This is a genomic window from Pseudomonas hamedanensis (assembly GCF_014268595.2).
GTDB classification, from domain to species: domain Bacteria; phylum Pseudomonadota; class Gammaproteobacteria; order Pseudomonadales; family Pseudomonadaceae; genus Aquipseudomonas; species Aquipseudomonas hamedanensis.
In genome coordinates, this window is the sequence record NZ_CP077091.1 from 5695913 (window position 1) to 5710921 (window position 15009).

A 15009-nucleotide genomic window follows, 5' to 3' on the forward strand; every position below is an offset into this window, starting at 1 on the left:
CCAGCGGGGATAAATCCCCTCGCCACAGAGGCTCACTCTTACATTTTCAGATCGCTTTGACGGAAATGATTTCCACGTCAAAGGTCAGCGTCTTGCCGGCCAACGGGTGGTTGAAGTCGATGGTCACTTGTGCGTCGTCGAATTCTTTCACCACACCCGGCAATTCAGTATTGGCCGCATCATTGAAGATCACCAGCAAACCCGGCGACAACTCCATGTCGACAAACTGCGAGCGCGGGATGATCTGAACGTTCTGCGGGTTCGGCTGGCCGAAGGCGTTTTCCGGTTCGACGGTCAGCGTACGCTTGTCGCCCGCCTTGAAACCGAACAGCGCCGCTTCGAAACCCGGCAGCAGGTTGCCATCGCCCACCTTGAAGGTAGCCGGTGCCTTGTCGAACGTGCTGTCGACGGTGTCGCCGTTTTCCAGGCGCAAGGCAAAGTGCAAAGTGACTTCCGTGTTCTGGCCGATGCGTTGCTCAGCCGATACCTGTTCAGTCATGAGCAGCCTCTTCGGTTTTCTTCGGTTTGAACATGTCCAGTGCCAGCATGATCGCCCCAACGGTGATCGCGCTGTCAGCGAAGTTGAACGCCGGGAAATACCAGCGGTTCTGCCAGTGCACCAGGATGAAGTCGACAACATGGCCCAAGGCAATGCGGTCATACAGATTACCCAGCGCGCCACCCAGCACCAACGCCAAGGCGACGGCCAGCCAGGTTTCGTTGCGCCCCAAGCGCTTGAGCCAGACCACCAGCACCGCACTGACCACAATCGCAATCAGAGCGAACAGCCAGCGCTGCCAGCCGGAGCTGTCAGCCAGGAAGCTGAACGCAGCGCCGGTGTTGTAGGCCAGGGTCCAGCTGAAGTAATCGGGAATAATCACGATCTGCTGGAACATTTCGAGCTTGTCTTCGAAGTAGAACTTGCTGGCCTGGTCAATGACCAGTACCAGCAAGCTCAACCACAGCCAGCTCAGCCGTCCGAAACGGCCAACGGCATCAGGCATAGTGACGAACCTCGCCAGCGCCGCTGATGTTGTCGACGCAGCGACCGCAGATTTCCGGATGCTCCGGGTTCACGCCGACATCTTCGCGGCAGTGCCAGCAACGGGCGCACTTCGGGAAGGCCGACTTGACGATCTTCAGTTTCAGACCGCTGACTTCGGTTGCCACCGCATCGGCCGGAGCCTGCACAAATGGCGCAACGCTTGCAGTCGAAGTGATCAATACAAAGCGCAGTTCGTTGCTCAGCTTGGCCAGATCGGCGCTCAGCGCCTCTTCGGCAAATAGCGTCACTTCGGCCTGCAGGTTGCCACCGACAGCTTTCGCCGCGCGCTGGATTTCCATCTCTTTGTTGACCGCGACTTTCACTTCCATGATGCGATCCCAGTAGGCGCGACCCAGCTCGAAGCCTTCCGGCAGCTCGGTCAGGCCTTCGTACCAGGTGTTGAGCATGACGGACTCGTTGCGCTCGCCCGGCAGGTATTGCCACAGTTCGTCGGCGGTGAAGGCGAGGATCGGCGCGATCCAGCGCACCAGCGCTTCAGAGATGTGGAACAGCGCGGTCTGGCACGAGCGACGCGCCTTGCTGTCGGCACCGGTGGTGTACTGGCGGTCCTTGATGATGTCGAGATAGAAACCACCCAGCTCCTGCACGCAGAAGTTGTGGATCTTCGAGTAGACGTTCCAGAAACGGTATTCGCCGTAGTGCTCTTGCAGTTCGCGTTGCAGCAACAGTGTGCGATCCACTGCCCAGCGATCCAGCGCCAGCATGTCTTCGGCCGGCAGCAGGTCGGTGGCCGGGTTGAAACCGGTCAGGTTGGAAAGCAGGAAACGCGCGGTGTTACGGATGCGCCGATAGGCATCCGCGCTGCGCTGCAGAATCTGCTCGGACACCGCCATTTCGCCGGAGTAGTCAGTCGATGCAACCCACAGACGCATGATGTCGGCGCCCAGGGTGTCGTTGACTTTCTGCGGAGCGATCACGTTGCCCAACGACTTGGACATCTTGCGACCGGACTCGTCGACGGTGAAGCCGTGGGTCAGCAGTTCGCGGTACGGTGCGTGGTTGTCGATGGCGCAACCGGTCAGCAAAGACGAGTGGAACCAGCCACGGTGCTGGTCGGAGCCTTCCAGGTACAGGTCGGCGCGCGGGCCGCTCTCGTGACCCATCGGGTGCGAACCACGCAGGACGTGCCAGTGCGTGGTGCCCGAGTCGAACCAGACGTCGAGGGTGTCGCTGATCTTGTCGTACTGCGGCGCTTCATCGCCCAGCAGTTCGGCGGCGTCGAGCTTGAACCAGGCTTCGATGCCTTCGACTTCAACGCGCTTGGCGACTTCTTCCATCAGCTCGACAGTGCGGGGGTGCAGCTCACCGCTTTCCTTGTTGAGGAAGAACGGGATCGGCACGCCCCAGTTGCGCTGACGCGAGATGCACCAGTCCGGGCGGTTGGCGATCATCGAGTGCAGGCGCGCCTGGCCCCAGGCCGGAACGAACTTGGTGTCTTCGATGGCTTTGAGCGAGCGCACGCGCAGGGTATCGCCGCTGGTTGGCTCTTTGTCCATGCCGATGAACCACTGCGCGGTGGCGCGGTAGATCAGCGGGGTTTTGTGGCGCCAGCAGTGCATGTAGCTGTGTTCGATGACGGTGGTGTGCATCAGCGCACCGACTTCGGTCAGTTTTTCAACGATCGCCGGGTTGGCCTTCCAGATGAACTGGCCGCCAAAGAACTCCAGCGACGGCACGTACACGCCGTTGCTCTGCACCGGGTTGAGGATGTCGTCGTTGACCATGCCGTATTTTTTGCAGGTCACGAAGTCGTCGACGCCGTAGGCCGGGGCGGAGTGAACCACGCCGGTGCCAGCGCCCAGTTCGACGTAGTCTGCCAGGTATACCGGCGACAGACGATCGTAGAACGGATGACGGAAGTTGATCAGCTCCAGTTCTTTACCGGTGGTGGTGGCGATGACCGAACCTTGCACGCCGTAGCGCGCCAGGCAGGCTTCGACCAGCTCTTCAGCCAGCACCAGCAGCTTGTCGCCGATATCGACCAGGGCGTAGTTGAATTCCGGGTGCACGTTCAGCGCCTGGTTGGCCGGGATGGTCCACGGGGTGGTGGTCCAGATCACGATCGCAGCAGGTTTGCTCAGCGACGCCAGACCGAAGGCGGCAGCCAGTTTGGCCTCGTCAGCGATCGGGAACGCCACGTCGATGGTCGAGGACTTTTTGTTCTCGTATTCGACTTCCGCTTCAGCCAGGGCCGAACCGCAATCGAAGCACCAGTTCACCGGCTTGAGGCCCTTGAACACGAAACCGCCCTTGACGATTTCGGCGAGGGCGCGAATTTCACCGGCCTCGTTCTTGAAATCCATGGTCTTGTACGGGTTGGCGAAGTCGCCCAGCACGCCGAGGCGGATAAATTCGGACTTCTGCCCTTCGATCTGCTCGGTGGCGTAGGCACGGCACAGCTCACGGGTTTTATCCGCGCCCAGATTCTTGCCGTGGGTCACTTCAACCTTGTGTTCGATCGGCAGACCGTGGCAGTCCCAGCCCGGCACATACGGCGCGTCGAAACCCGACAGGGTTTTCGAGCGGATGATCATGTCCTTGAGAATCTTGTTCAGTGCGTGACCGATGTGGATCGTGCCGTTGGCGTACGGAGGGCCGTCGTGCAGGACGAACTTCGGACGATCCTTGCCAATCTCGCGCAACTTTCCGTACAGGCCAATACTGTCCCAGCGCTGCAGGATCTGCGGTTCGCGCTGTGGCAGGCCGGCCTTCATTGGGAAGGCGGTGTCCGGAAGGTTTAGCGTGGCTTTATAGTCGGTCATTTAAGGCTCTTCATTAGCGATGGGCGCTAGGTGCGGCTAGTGCACGGGCGGCGGCGACATCCGCGTTGATCGCCGTTTTCAGCGCCTCCAGGGAGGCGAATCGCTGCTCTTCACGCAGCTTTTGGTGGAAAACCACCGTCAAACGCCGGTCATACAGATCGCCGGCAAAATCTAAAAGATGGACCTCAAGGTGGGCCTTGCCGTCACCTTGTACCGTGGGCCGCACGCCGATGTTGGCGACGCCGGGCCAGGTTTTGCCGTCGATGTCGACATTCACCAGATACACGCCGGTGAACGGTACGCGACGGCGCTTGAGTTGAACATTGGCAGTGGGCGTACCCAGTTGCCGGGCCAGCTTCTGGCCGTGCAGCACGCGACCGGCAATCCGGTACGGACGGCCGAGCAAGCGTTCGGCCAAGGCAAAATCGGCAGCGGCCAAGGCGTTGCGCACTTGCGTGCTGCTGACGCGAAGGCCGTCCAGCTCGACGGTCTGCGCAGCTTCCACAGTAAAACCGTGCATTTGCCCGGCTTGCAGCAGGAAATCGAAATCACCGAGGCGGTCGCAACCGAAGCGGAAATCGTCACCGACCTCCAGATGCTGTACGCCAAGACCGTCGACCAGAATGGTATCGACGAACTCACTGGCGCTGAGCTTGCTCAGGCGCTGGTTGAACGCCAGGCACAAGACCCGGTCGACGCCTTCGGCGGCGAGCAATTGCAGTTTGTCACGCAAGCGCGCCAGCCGTGCCGGCGCCGTGTCAGGGGCAAAGAATTCCCGTGGCTGCGGCTCGAAAATCACCACGCAGCTGGGTACGCCCAACTCGAGCGCACGCTCACGCAGTCGGGCCAGGATTGCCTGGTGACCACGGTGAACACCGTCAAAGTTGCCAATAGTGGCGACGCAGCCCCGATGCTGGGGGCGCAAGTTGTGGAGGCCTCGAACCAGCTGCATAACGCGCTTCTTGCTCATAAAGTGGTCGATTATAACCACACCCGACGGTCGGCGACAGGCAACACCGTAACGCAAAGTGATCGAGCCGACAAAACTGCCAGCCGGCGTCTGGCCTTAACCGCTAAAACCTCAGCTCAAAGCCTTGCGATTGAAGTCGCGCAGGCGGAAACCGAGCAGCAGCAACATGCCGAAGTACGCCACCACACCCGCCACCACCAAGGCCCCCAGGCGCAGGAATCGCTCAAGCATGTGCCCCTCGTCCCAGGCCGGCATGAAATGCATGCCCGCGAGCAACACCGCCGACATCACCGCCACCGCCACTACCAGCTTGAAAGCGAACTTGCCCCAGCCCGGTTGTGGCTGATACATGTTCTGCTTGCGCAACTGATAGAACAGCAGCCCGGCATTCAGGCAGGCGCCGGCACTGATCGCCAGCGCTAGGCCAGCGTGAGCCAGCGGCCCGATCAACGCCAGGTTGAACAGTTGCGTGCAGACCAGAGTGAAGATTGCGATTTTCACTGGCGTACGGATGTTCTGTTGCGCATAAAAGCCCGGCGCCAGCACCTTGATCACGATAATCCCCAGCAGGCCGGCAGAATAAGCAATCAGCGCGCGCTGGGTCATTTCGGCATCAAAGCCGCTGAACTGGCCGTACTGAAACAGCGAAACGGTCAGCGGCTCAGCCAGAATCCCCAATGCCAATGCGCACGGCAGCACCAGCACGAAGCACAGGCGCAGGCCCCAGTCGAGAATCCGCGAATACTCGTGACGATCCTTGCTGGCGTAGGTTTTTGCCAGAGTCGGCAGCAGAATCGTGCCGAGTGCCACGCCCAATACGCCGGACGGCAGCTCCATCAAGCGGTCGGCGTAGTACATCCACGACACTGAACCGGCGACCAGAAACGAGGCGAAAATCGTATTGATGATCAACGAAATCTGGCTGACCGACACACCGAGAATCGCCGGCAACATTTGCTTCATCACCCGCCACACGCCGCTGTCGCGCAGATTCAGCCGCGGCAACACCAGCATGCCGATCTTTTTCAGGTGCGGCAGTTGATAAAGCAATTGCGCCAGGCCGCCGACCAATACCGCCCAGCCGAGGGCCATGACCGGCGGATCGAAGTACGGCGTCAGGAACAGCGAAAACACGATCATGCTGACATTGAGCAGGGTCGGCACGAAGGCCGGCACCGAAAACCGGTTCCAGGTATTGAGAATCGCACCGGCCAGCGAGGACAGGGAAATCAGCAATATATAAGGAAAGGTCACCCGCAACAGGTCGGAAGTCAGCTGGAATTTTTCTGGCGTATCGGTAAAACCCGGCGCCGTGGCCCAGATCACCCAGGGCGCGGCAATCATGCCCAGCGCGGTGACCACTGCCAGCACCAGGGTCAGCAAGCCCGACACATAGGCAATAAAAGTGCGCGTCGCCTCTTCGCCCTGCTGGCTTTTGTACTCGGCGAGAATCGGCACGAAGGCCTGGGAAAAAGCCCCTTCGGCAAAGATCCGCCGCAGCAGATTGGGCAGTTTGAAGGCAATAAAGAAGGCGTCCGTGGCCATCCCGGCGCCGAATGTCCGTGCGATCAGCGTGTCACGAACAAAGCCCAGAATCCGGGAAAGCATCGTGATAGAGCTGACGGCGGCCAACGATTTGAGCAGATTCATTGAGAGAGTTTGTGCCTGTCGATAAACAGCAGGCGAACAATGCGCCTACTTGTGCGATACTCCGCGCCGCAGCAGCACAGAGCCAAAGCTCGCGAGTTTACAGGTCAAGCGCCGGAAATAAATATCCCGCCTCTTTATACCTACCACTTAGCGGAACGATTCAAGTGCCCTTGACAAGACAAGTCTTCATCGGCATGATTCGCGGCCTATTTTGTTTGCTATTTCCTAAAAAGTCTTTCGAGGAGCTCGACGGTGGCCAACTCACCTTCCGCCAAAAAACGTGCAAAACAGGCTGAGAAGCGTCGCAGCCACAACGCCAGCCTGCGTTCCATGGTTCGTACCTACATCAAGAATGTAGTTAAGGCCATCGACGCAAAAGACGCTGAAAAAGCTCAAGCTGCATACGTTCTGGCTGTGCCAGTTATCGACCGCATGGCCGATAAAGGCATCATCCACAAGAACAAGGCTGCTCGTCATAAGAGCCGTCTGAATGGCCACGTCAAAGCGCTGAAAGAAGCTGCTTAATCGACGTAGTCATTAAAAAACCGACCTCAGGGTCGGTTTTTTATTGCCTGTGATTTAACAAGCTACGCGCAAAAAAATGTAGGAGTGAGCCTGCTCCGGGCGGCGTTCCGACGATAGCGGTGTCTCAGATGAAGATTTCTATCTGACACACCGCTATCGCGAGCAGGCTCACTCCTACAGTTGGTTTGCGGCGTTATTGCTGGACCGGCACCCACGGCAGGATCGGAATGGCCGTGACCGCATTCTGCGGGCTGCCCTCGATCAGGCGATCGCTGTAGACCAGGTACACCAGCGTATTGCGCTTCTTGTCGAGGAAACGCACCACTTGCATGGTCTTGAACACCAGCGAGGTGCGCTCCTTGAACACCTCATCGCCATCCTTCAGCTCGCCCTTGAATTTGATCGGGCCGACCTGCCGGCACGCGATCGACGCTTCTGCACGATCTTCAGCCAGACCCAGCCCACCCTTCACACCGCCGGTCTTGGCGCGCGACAGGTAGCAGGTCACACCTTCAACTTTCGGATCATCGAACGCCTCGACCACTATCCGGTCATTCGGCCCGACAAACTTGAACACTGTCGACACCTGGCCGATTTCCTCGGCCGAAGCCAGCAATGGCATTGCCATCAGCAAGGCCAACAATCCTTTTGCTACGCGCATCGAGTTTTCCTTAGACCAGAATCAGGTTGTCACGGTGAACCAGCTCCGGCTCCGCCATGTAACCAAGCAAACCGACAATCGCATCCGACGACTGGCCGATGATTTTTTGTGCTTCCAGCGCACTGTAGTTGGCCAGGCCACGAGCGATCTCACGACCGTCCGGCGCCACGCAAACCACCATTTCGCCACGACGGAAACTGCCCTGCACCAGCTTGACGCCGACCGGCAACAAGCTCTTGTTACCCTGGGACAGCGCCGACACTGCACCATCGTCCAGCACCAGCGTACCGCGGGTTTGCAGATGCCCGGCCAGCCACTGCTTGCGCGCCGCCAGCATGCCACGCTCAGGCGAGAGCAAGGTGCCGATGCGCTCGCCGGCCTTCAGACGGTCAAGCACTCGCTCAAGACGCCCACCAACAATAATCGTGTGCGCCCCGGAACGTGCCGCCAGTCGCGCCGCGCGCAACTTGGTCTGCATGCCGCCGCGCCCCAGCGCACCGCCGGTACCGCCCGCCACTGCATCCAGCGTCGGATCATCGGCGCGCGCCTCAAAGATCATCTTCGCATCAGGGTTGTTGCGCGGATCGGCATCGAACATGCCGTCGCGATCCGTGAGGATCACCAGCAGGTCCGCCTCAACCAGGTTGGCCACCAGCGCCGCCAGGGTATCGTTGTCGCCGAAACGGATTTCATCGGTGACCACGGTGTCGTTTTCGTTGATCACCGGGATGACTTTCAGCTCGACCAGTGCGCGCAAGGTGCTGCGGGCGTTCAGGTAGCGCTTGCGGTCGGACAGGTCGTCGTGGGTCAGGAGAATCTGCGCGGTGTGCCGGCCATGCTCGGCGAAGCTCGATTCCCACGCCTGCACCAGCCCCATCTGACCAATTGCGGCGGCCGCCTGGAGCTCGTGCATCGCACTGGGTCGCGCGGTCCAGCCCAAGCGGCTCATGCCCGCCGCCACTGCCCCGGAGGACACCAGCACCAACTCGACGCCCGCCTCGTGCAAGGCCACCATCTGCTCGACCCAGACACCCATTGCCGCACGATCCAGCCCTTTGCCATCAGCCGTCAGCAACGCGCTGCCGATCTTCACGACCCAACGCTGCGCACCTGTCACCTTGCTCCGCATCATCTTCAACCTTAGCTTGAGGACAGCGCGACCCAGCGCTGCCCGTGACGTTAATCGTGGTTATTGGTGACCAACGATCGATTTCCGGATACTAAAACGCCGCTCGATTGAGCGGCGTTCAAGTTTATCGCAACAGATCAGTCACGCACGTAAATGATTTCCGGACCGTCTTCGTCATCCACATCTTCTTCGTCCCAGTCATCGTCGCCGATGTCATGGACCGACTTCACGCCGCTGCGACGCAGGGCACGCTTGTCATCCAGCGCTTGCAACTGCGCACGCGCCTCGTCTTCGATGCGCTGATCGAGATCGGCCAACTCTTCCTTGTACGCAGGGTCTGCGGCCAGACGGTCGGCACGGTCCTCCATGTAACGCATGATGTCGTGGCACAGACGCTCGGTACCGATCTTGGCGATGGCCGAGATCACGTAAACCGGGCCGGTCCACTCCAGACGATCAACGATTTCCTTGACCCGGGCATCGTGCTCTTCTTCAAGAATCTGGTCGCATTTGTTCAGCACCAGCCAGCGATCACGCTCAGCCAGCGACGGGCTGAACTTGATCAGCTCGTTGACGATCACTTCTGCCGCGTCCGGAGCACTGGAATCATCCAGCGGCGCCATGTCGACGAGGTGCAGCAGCAAACGCGTACGCGCCAAGTGCTTGAGGAAGCGAATACCCAGGCCGGCACCGTCGGAAGCGCCTTCGATCAGACCCGGAATGTCGGCAATGACGAAGCTTTTCCAGCGATCGACACTGACCACACCCAGGTTCGGCACCAGCGTGGTGAACGGGTAATCGGCGACTTTCGGCTTGGCAGCCGACACCGAACGGATAAAGGTACTTTTACCGGCGTTCGGCAAGCCCAGCAGACCGACGTCAGCCAGCACTTTCATTTCCAGCTTGAGATCGCGCTGCTCGCCCGGCTTGCCCGGCGTGGTCTGACGCGGCGCACGGTTGGTACTGGATTTGAAACGGGTGTTGCCCAGACCGTGCCAGCCGCCCTGCACCACCATCAGTTTCTGACCAGCCTTGGTCAGGTCGCCGATGACTTCCTGAGTGGCGGAGTCGATCACCGTGGTGCCGACCGGCACGCGCAAGATCAGATCTTCACCTTTCTTGCCGGTGCAGTCGGTGCTGCCACCATTGGAGCCACGCTCGGCATCGAAGTGGCGGGTATAACGGTAGTCGACCAAGGTGTTGAGGTTTTCGTCGGCCATCATGTAGATGGAACCGCCGTCACCGCCATCACCGCCGTTCGGGCCACCGTTTTCAATGAATTTTTCACGGCGGAAACTCATGGCACCATTGCCACCGTCGCCAGCCTTTACACGAATCGATACTTCATCAACAAACTTCATAACCAACGCCTCTCGCCGTACGGACGAGCCGAAAAACAATCAAGACATAAGACTCTTGCAAAAATGAGCGCAGCGACCCCAAAACACGACCTGCATCGCACGCCGACAGCCCATACAAACAGCTTTGCAAGAGACTCACCCCACAAACGAAAAAGCCCCGTCGCGAGACAGGGCTTTTCCAGCGATCTCGCAGTTAGGCTGCGACAACGCTCACGTAACGGCGGTTGAACGCGCCTTTTACTTCAAACTTGATCACGCCTTCGATTTTCGCGAAGAGGGTGTGATCCTTACCCATGCCTACACCGTAACCGGCGTGGAATTGGGTGCCGCGCTGACGCACGATGATGTTGCCCGGAATGATTTTCTGGCCGCCATACATCTTGACGCCAAGGCGTTTGGCTTCTGAGTCGCGACCGTTACGGGTACTACCACCAGCTTTTTTGTGTGCCATGAGTTCAATTCTCCTAGTGAGGAATTAGGCTGTAATTAAGCCTGAATACCGGTGATTTTGATCTCGGTGTACCACTGGCGGTGGCCCATACGCTTCATGTGGTGCTTACGGCGACGGAACTTGATGATGCGGACTTTATCGTGACGACCTTGGGAGATCACTTCAGCCACAACGGTAGCGCCAGCAACAACTGGAGCGCCGATATTCACGTCGTCGCCATTGGCAACCAACAGAACGCGATCAAAGGTAACGGATTCGCCGGTAGCGACTTCCAGTTTTTCGATCTTCAGGTATTCACCTGGGGCGACCTTGTATTGCTTGCCGCCAGTAACGATTACTGCATAAGACATGGTATTTCTCCGATAATCCTGCTCACCCAGCTCTTTATAGGAAGAGGTATTGGCTGGCATGGCTGCATGGGGCTGGATGGCCCGCTAGCAATTGCGTAAGGCAGGTGCTGCCCAGGAAGTTCAGGGTGCGCGATTGTACGCAAGCCGCCGTACGCTTGCAAGTAGCCGTCCATCGCGCCTTGACAGGTCCGGATGGGGGTCCTAGCATGCCGCGCAACCCTTCTGGAGCGACTCTCGCTGATGCAACCCCAAGCTTTCTACCGCGCGGTGGCGGACGATTTTAGCGCCGTCGACGGCATCATCAAGAAGCAGCTGACGTCTCGAGTGCCGCTGGTATCGAAAATCGGCGATTACATCACCTCGGCTGGCGGCAAACGCCTGCGTCCTTTATTAGTGTTGCTGTGTGGCAAGGCCCTGGGTCGCGAAGGTGACGATCTGCGCCTGCTGGCCGCCACCATCGAATTCCTGCACACCGCGACCCTGCTGCATGACGACGTCGTCGACATGTCCGGCATGCGCCGTGGCCGCTCCACCGCCAACGCCATGTGGGGTAACGCTCCGAGCGTGCTGGTCGGCGACTTCCTTTATTCGCGCTCGTTCGAAATGATGGTCGAGCTGGGCTCGATGCCCGTGATGAAAATTCTCTCCCAGGCCACGCGCATCATCGCCGAGGGCGAAGTGTTGCAACTGTCCAAGGTGCGCGACGCCAGCACCACCGAAGAAACCTACATGGAAGTCATCCGCGGCAAGACCGCGATGCTCTTCGAGGCTTCGACCCACAGCGCGGCGGCCTTGTGCGAGGCAAGCCCTGAACAGGCTGAAGCCTTGCGTACCTTCGGCGATCACCTGGGCGTGGCCTTCCAACTGGTCGACGACCTGCTCGACTACAAGGGTGACGCAGAAACTCTCGGAAAAAACGTCGGCGACGATCTGGCCGAAGGCAAGCCGACCCTGCCGCTGATCTACACCATGCGCGAGGGCACGCCTGAACAGGCGGCGCTGGTGCGCCAGGCGATCCAGAAAGGCGGGATCGAAGATCTGGAGAGTATCCGCATCGCCGTCGAAGCCTCTGGTTCGCTGGAATATACCGCGCAACTGGCTCGCGATTACGTAGCCCGTGCGATCAAATGCCTCGAAGCACTGCCAGCCAGCGAGTATCGCGATGCGCTGGTGGAACTGAGCGAGTTCGCGGTCGCCCGTACACACTGATTGCGAGCTTTGTGGCGAGGGAGCTTGCTCCCGCTCGGTTGCGCAGCGACCGCACGGTCAACAGGGCTGCTTCGCAGCCCAGCGGGAGCAAGCTCCCTCGCCACAAAAGCCCCTCATCACCCGCCTCGCAATAAAACCCTATACAATGTGCGCCCTTTTACCCTCCTGATACCCAAGGAATCTTAGTGAGCACGCTGCCACCCTGCCCGAAATGCAATTCCGAATACACCTACGAAGACGGTAGCCAACTGGTCTGCCCGGAGTGCGCCCACGAGTGGTCCGCCAGCGGCGAAGCCGAAGTAGCGTCCGATGATGCTGTGAAAAAAGATTCGGTCGGTAACGTTCTGCAGGACGGCGATACCATCACCGTGATCAAGGACCTGAAGGTCAAGGGCACGTCCCTGGTGGTCAAGGTCGGCACCAAGGTCAAGAACATCCGCCTGTGCGACGGCGATCACGACATCGACTGCAAGATCGACGGCATCGGCCCGATGAAACTCAAATCCGAGTTCGTCAGAAAAGTCTGAGCCTTGCGTCATCCATCCCGCGCCAGCCGTGGGATGGAGCTTCGCCCTCCCCCGCTTTGCCTCAATGAATCCCTGCTTTACCCCTTCGCGAGCAGGCACGCTCCTACAGGACTCCCGCAGAAAAAATCGCGATCCGCCAATAGGCACTTGCTATTTGATGAATAAGAATTATTCTCATTGAAACCTTTCAAGGAGATGAGACCCATGACTTATTTGATCGACGCCTGGCTGGATCGCCCACACCCTTACCTCAGAATCCTTCATCGGGAAACCGGAGAGGTCTGTGCGGTGCTTGAAGAAGAAGCCCTGCATGAATTGCAAGACCAGGGGGATCTGGACGTCAGCAGCCTGAACTCCAGCGAGCCGCTGGTGCTCAAGGAGCTGGTGCGCAATCTGTTCCTGTTCTGCTATGCCCGGGCGTTGCGCCCGACCACCGAGCTGCACAACAAGATCGAAATATGAAACGCGGTCAAAACTGTAGGAGTGAGCCTGCTCGCGATAGCGGTGTGTCAGATAGCCAATCAACAACTGACACACCGCGTTCGCGAGCAGGCTCACTCCTACATTGGCCTGCCATCAAGGCAGGCTCGGGATTACAGAACGTCCAGCAGCTCGACGTCGAATACCAGAACGCTGTGCGGCGGGATGCTGCCAACGCCTTGAGCGCCGTAAGCCAGTTCGCTCGGCACGTACAGACGCCATTTGCTGCCGGCATTCATCAGTTGCAGGGCTTCGGTCCAGCCAGCGATCACGCCGCCAACCGGGAATTCTGCAGGCTGGCCGCGCTCGTAGGAGCTGTCGAACACGGTGCCGTCGATCAGCGTGCCGTGGTAGTGAGTGCGCACTTGATCTTCACGGGTCGGCTTGGCGCCGTCGCCCTGGGTCAGCACTTCGAATTGCAGGCCGGAGGCCAGGGTGGTGATGCCGTCACGCTTGGCGTTTTCTGCCAGGAATGCCAGACCTTCGCCAGCCGCGGCTTCAGCCTTGGCTGCTGCTTCGGCCTGCATGATTTCGCGGATGACCTTGAAGCTGGCGGACATTTCTTCCTGGCCAACACGGCTTTCCTTGCCGGCGAAAGCGTCGGTCAGACCGGCCAGAATCGCGTCCAGGCTGACGCCCGGTGGCGGGTTGTCGCGCAGCTGGTCACCCAACTGACGGCCGATACCGTAGCTGACGCGGGTTTCGTCGGTGGACAGATTTACTTCGGACATGACACTGCTCCGCTGTGCGGACGGCCACAAGACTTGCCGTGCGTGCACAGCGCGTCCCGGCGCGCCCGGAACCAAAAGGGCGAGCAGACTAGCACAGATACCCAGGCTTTGGGGCCGTGCCTACAGGGCCGAGCGCCAGGCCAGCGGTACTTTCAGACTTTCATTGATGCCACCGCCCAGGCCACACATTTCATCGTGCACCGAGGTGTGGACCAGATTAAAGGACAGCACCGGAAAAGCGTGCAACATGTCCCGCGCGTGCTCGACCGAACGCAGGGTGAGGGTTTTCCCAAGCGGATCGTTCAACGGATATGCCACCCCGTGCATCCGCGCTTCAAGCAGATAGATCCCGCCTTCCATGGAGATCAGATTCAATTCATCGACCTTGCCGGCGATGGCAAACGCAATCAACTCTTGCAGGTTCATGAGCGCACCTCACACCGTTGGCGAATCATACCGATACAGGGATAGGCCGACGCGCCTCAAAGCACAAGCCACAAACGAAACCGCCCGTCTGTTTCGCAACTGACGGGCGGTTTCCTTGCAGCCTTGATCGGCTGTCGATCAGTGCTTGGTGACCTTGTCGAGGTAACCCATGGCGAATGCCGAGATCACAAACGTCATGTGAATGATCACGTACCACATCAAGTGCTCGGGATCGACGTTCTTGGCATCCATGAAGATGCGCAACAGGTGAATCGAGGAGATCGCCACGATCGAGGCGGCGACTTTCATCTTCAGCGACGAGGAGTCCATGGTGCCCAGCCAGCTGAGCTTCTCTTTGCCCTCGTCGATGTCCAGTTGCGAGACGAAGTTCTCGTAGCCGGAAATCATCACCATCACCAGCAGACCGCCCACCAGCGCCATGTCGATCAGCGACAGCAGCACCAGAATCAGTTCCGATTCGGCCATCGCAAACACGTTGGGCAGGATATGGACGATTTCCTGGAAAAACTTCAATGCCAGCGCCAGCAGACCGAGGGACAGGCCGATGTAGATCGGCGCCAGCAGCCAGCGCGTGGCGTACATTGCATTTTCGATAAAGCGTTCCATTGAATCTCACACAAGGGGGCTGGAAATGGCGGCGAGTATAACAGTCCCCTGTGACAGCCAGAAACCGCCGAAAAATCCGCCACC

The 15009-nt window shown here is 59.2% G+C and carries 17 protein-coding genes; 4 read left to right on the forward strand and 13 right to left on the reverse strand.

Going from position 1 to position 15009, the window contains the following annotated elements; all coding sequences use genetic code 11:
• Positions 1-46 precede the first annotated feature (46 nt).
• The 5 genes from fkpB to murJ form a co-directional block, all read right to left on the reverse strand.
• Positions 47-499, reverse strand: a complete 453-nt coding sequence (gene fkpB, locus HU739_RS24970) for an FKBP-type peptidyl-prolyl cis-trans isomerase (protein WP_186546875.1) — start codon at positions 497-499, stop codon at positions 47-49.
• On the reverse strand, positions 492-1004 hold the full coding sequence (gene lspA, locus HU739_RS24975; RefSeq protein WP_186546874.1) for a signal peptidase II: 513 nt from the start codon (positions 1002-1004) through the stop codon (positions 492-494). Before lspA ends, fkpB begins: the two co-directional genes overlap by 8 nt.
• On the reverse strand, positions 997-3828 hold the full coding sequence (gene ileS, locus HU739_RS24980; RefSeq protein WP_133339081.1) for an isoleucine--tRNA ligase: 2832 nt from the start codon (positions 3826-3828) through the stop codon (positions 997-999). Before ileS ends, lspA begins: the two co-directional genes overlap by 8 nt.
• A 13-nt stretch (positions 3829-3841) precedes the next feature.
• The gene (gene ribF, locus HU739_RS24985) at positions 3842-4780 is read right to left on the reverse strand and encodes a bifunctional riboflavin kinase/FAD synthetase (protein WP_186546873.1); all 939 of its coding nucleotides are present in this window, start codon (positions 4778-4780) and stop codon (positions 3842-3844) included.
• Between the two features lie 129 nt (positions 4781-4909).
• Complete coding sequence (gene murJ, locus HU739_RS24990) at positions 4910-6448, reverse strand: murein biosynthesis integral membrane protein MurJ (protein ID WP_186546872.1); 1539 nt, start codon at positions 6446-6448, stop codon at positions 4910-4912.
• A 252-nt stretch (positions 6449-6700) separates the two neighbouring features.
• Here murJ and rpsT point away from each other — a divergent pair, with 252 nt between their 5' ends.
• A complete protein-coding gene (gene rpsT / locus HU739_RS24995; protein ID WP_003228351.1) occupies positions 6701-6973 on the forward strand; it encodes a 30S ribosomal protein S20 in 273 nt (90 codons plus the stop codon).
• 193 nt (positions 6974-7166) lie between these two features.
• On the opposite strand, the gene HU739_RS25000 is transcribed toward rpsT, so the two are convergent.
• The 5 genes from HU739_RS25000 to rplU form a co-directional block, all read right to left on the reverse strand.
• Positions 7167-7634, reverse strand: coding sequence for a CreA family protein (locus tag HU739_RS25000; RefSeq protein ID WP_186546871.1), 468 nt, complete (start codon positions 7632-7634; stop codon positions 7167-7169).
• Between the two features lie 10 nt (positions 7635-7644).
• The gene (proB, locus tag HU739_RS25005) at positions 7645-8763 is read right to left on the reverse strand and encodes a glutamate 5-kinase (RefSeq protein ID WP_186546870.1); all 1119 of its coding nucleotides are present in this window, start codon (positions 8761-8763) and stop codon (positions 7645-7647) included.
• A gap of 137 nt (positions 8764-8900) precedes the next feature.
• The gene (gene cgtA, locus HU739_RS25010; protein ID WP_016773122.1) at positions 8901-10124 is read right to left on the reverse strand and encodes an Obg family GTPase CgtA; all 1224 of its coding nucleotides are present in this window, start codon (positions 10122-10124) and stop codon (positions 8901-8903) included.
• A gap of 193 nt (positions 10125-10317) precedes the next feature.
• Entirely contained in the window at positions 10318-10575 is a 258-nt protein-coding gene (gene rpmA, locus HU739_RS25015; RefSeq protein ID WP_003176049.1) for a 50S ribosomal protein L27, read from the reverse strand.
• Positions 10576-10610: 35 nt separating this feature from the next.
• The gene (gene rplU, locus HU739_RS25020; protein ID WP_007950961.1) at positions 10611-10925 is read right to left on the reverse strand and encodes a 50S ribosomal protein L21; all 315 of its coding nucleotides are present in this window, start codon (positions 10923-10925) and stop codon (positions 10611-10613) included.
• A 240-nt stretch (positions 10926-11165) separates the two neighbouring features.
• On the opposite strand from rplU, the gene HU739_RS25025 reads away from it, so the two are divergent.
• From HU739_RS25025 to HU739_RS25035, 3 genes are all read left to right on the forward strand, one after another.
• On the forward strand, positions 11166-12134 hold the full coding sequence (locus HU739_RS25025) for a polyprenyl synthetase family protein (protein ID WP_186546869.1): 969 nt from the start codon (positions 11166-11168) through the stop codon (positions 12132-12134).
• Between the two features lie 185 nt (positions 12135-12319).
• A complete protein-coding gene (locus HU739_RS25030; RefSeq protein ID WP_186546868.1) occupies positions 12320-12661 on the forward strand; it encodes a zinc ribbon domain-containing protein YjdM in 342 nt (113 codons plus the stop codon).
• A 204-nt stretch (positions 12662-12865) separates the two neighbouring features.
• Positions 12866-13123 (forward strand): PA4570 family protein, encoded by a 258-nt coding sequence (locus HU739_RS25035; protein ID WP_186546867.1) that lies wholly within the window; start codon positions 12866-12868, stop codon positions 13121-13123.
• 131 nt (positions 13124-13254) lie between these two features.
• Here HU739_RS25035 and HU739_RS25040 read toward each other — a convergent pair whose 3' ends face one another.
• From HU739_RS25040 to HU739_RS25050, 3 genes are all read right to left on the reverse strand, one after another.
• Positions 13255-13872: an FKBP-type peptidyl-prolyl cis-trans isomerase gene (locus tag HU739_RS25040; RefSeq protein WP_093098187.1), complete on the reverse strand. Its 618-nt coding sequence runs from the start codon at positions 13870-13872 to the stop codon at positions 13255-13257.
• Positions 13873-13992: 120 nt separating this feature from the next.
• Complete coding sequence (locus HU739_RS25045) at positions 13993-14298, reverse strand: DUF6482 family protein (protein WP_186546866.1); 306 nt, start codon at positions 14296-14298, stop codon at positions 13993-13995.
• 138 nt (positions 14299-14436) lie between these two features.
• Positions 14437-14925 carry a TIGR00645 family protein gene (locus HU739_RS25050; RefSeq protein WP_090286455.1) on the reverse strand — a complete coding sequence of 163 codons (489 nt, stop codon included), beginning with the start codon at positions 14923-14925 and terminating at the stop codon, positions 14437-14439.
• Between the last annotated feature and the right edge of the window lie 84 nt (positions 14926-15009).

Bases quoted from the DNA above. Each gene is read 5' to 3' on its own strand.
- ribF (WP_186546873.1), bottom strand. From the start codon at position 4,780: ATGCAGCTGGTTCGAGGCCTCCACAACTTGCGCCCCCAGCATCGGGGC.
- rpmA (WP_003176049.1), bottom strand. From the start codon at position 10,575: ATGGCACACAAAAAAGCTGGTGGTAGTACCCGTAACGGTCGCGACTCA.
- rplU (WP_007950961.1), bottom strand. From the start codon at position 10,925: ATGTCTTATGCAGTAATCGTTACTGGCGGCAAGCAATACAAGGTCGCC.
- proB (WP_186546870.1), bottom strand. From the start codon at position 8,763: ATGCGGAGCAAGGTGACAGGTGCGCAGCGTTGGGTCGTGAAGATCGGC.
- ileS (WP_133339081.1), bottom strand. From the start codon at position 3,828: ATGACCGACTATAAAGCCACGCTAAACCTTCCGGACACCGCCTTCCCA.
- HU739_RS25000 (WP_186546871.1), bottom strand. From the start codon at position 7,634: ATGCGCGTAGCAAAAGGATTGTTGGCCTTGCTGATGGCAATGCCATTG.
- HU739_RS25035 (WP_186546867.1), top strand. From the start codon at position 12,866: ATGACTTATTTGATCGACGCCTGGCTGGATCGCCCACACCCTTACCTC.
- HU739_RS25040 (WP_093098187.1), bottom strand. From the start codon at position 13,872: ATGTCCGAAGTAAATCTGTCCACCGACGAAACCCGCGTCAGCTACGGT.
- cgtA (WP_016773122.1), bottom strand. From the start codon at position 10,124: ATGAAGTTTGTTGATGAAGTATCGATTCGTGTAAAGGCTGGCGACGGT.
- HU739_RS25050 (WP_090286455.1), bottom strand. From the start codon at position 14,925: ATGGAACGCTTTATCGAAAATGCAATGTACGCCACGCGCTGGCTGCTG.
- lspA (WP_186546874.1), bottom strand. From the start codon at position 1,004: ATGCCTGATGCCGTTGGCCGTTTCGGACGGCTGAGCTGGCTGTGGTTG.
- murJ (WP_186546872.1), bottom strand. From the start codon at position 6,448: ATGAATCTGCTCAAATCGTTGGCCGCCGTCAGCTCTATCACGATGCTT.
- HU739_RS25025 (WP_186546869.1), top strand. From the start codon at position 11,166: ATGCAACCCCAAGCTTTCTACCGCGCGGTGGCGGACGATTTTAGCGCC.
- fkpB (WP_186546875.1), bottom strand. From the start codon at position 499: ATGACTGAACAGGTATCGGCTGAGCAACGCATCGGCCAGAACACGGAA.
- HU739_RS25045 (WP_186546866.1), bottom strand. From the start codon at position 14,298: ATGAACCTGCAAGAGTTGATTGCGTTTGCCATCGCCGGCAAGGTCGAT.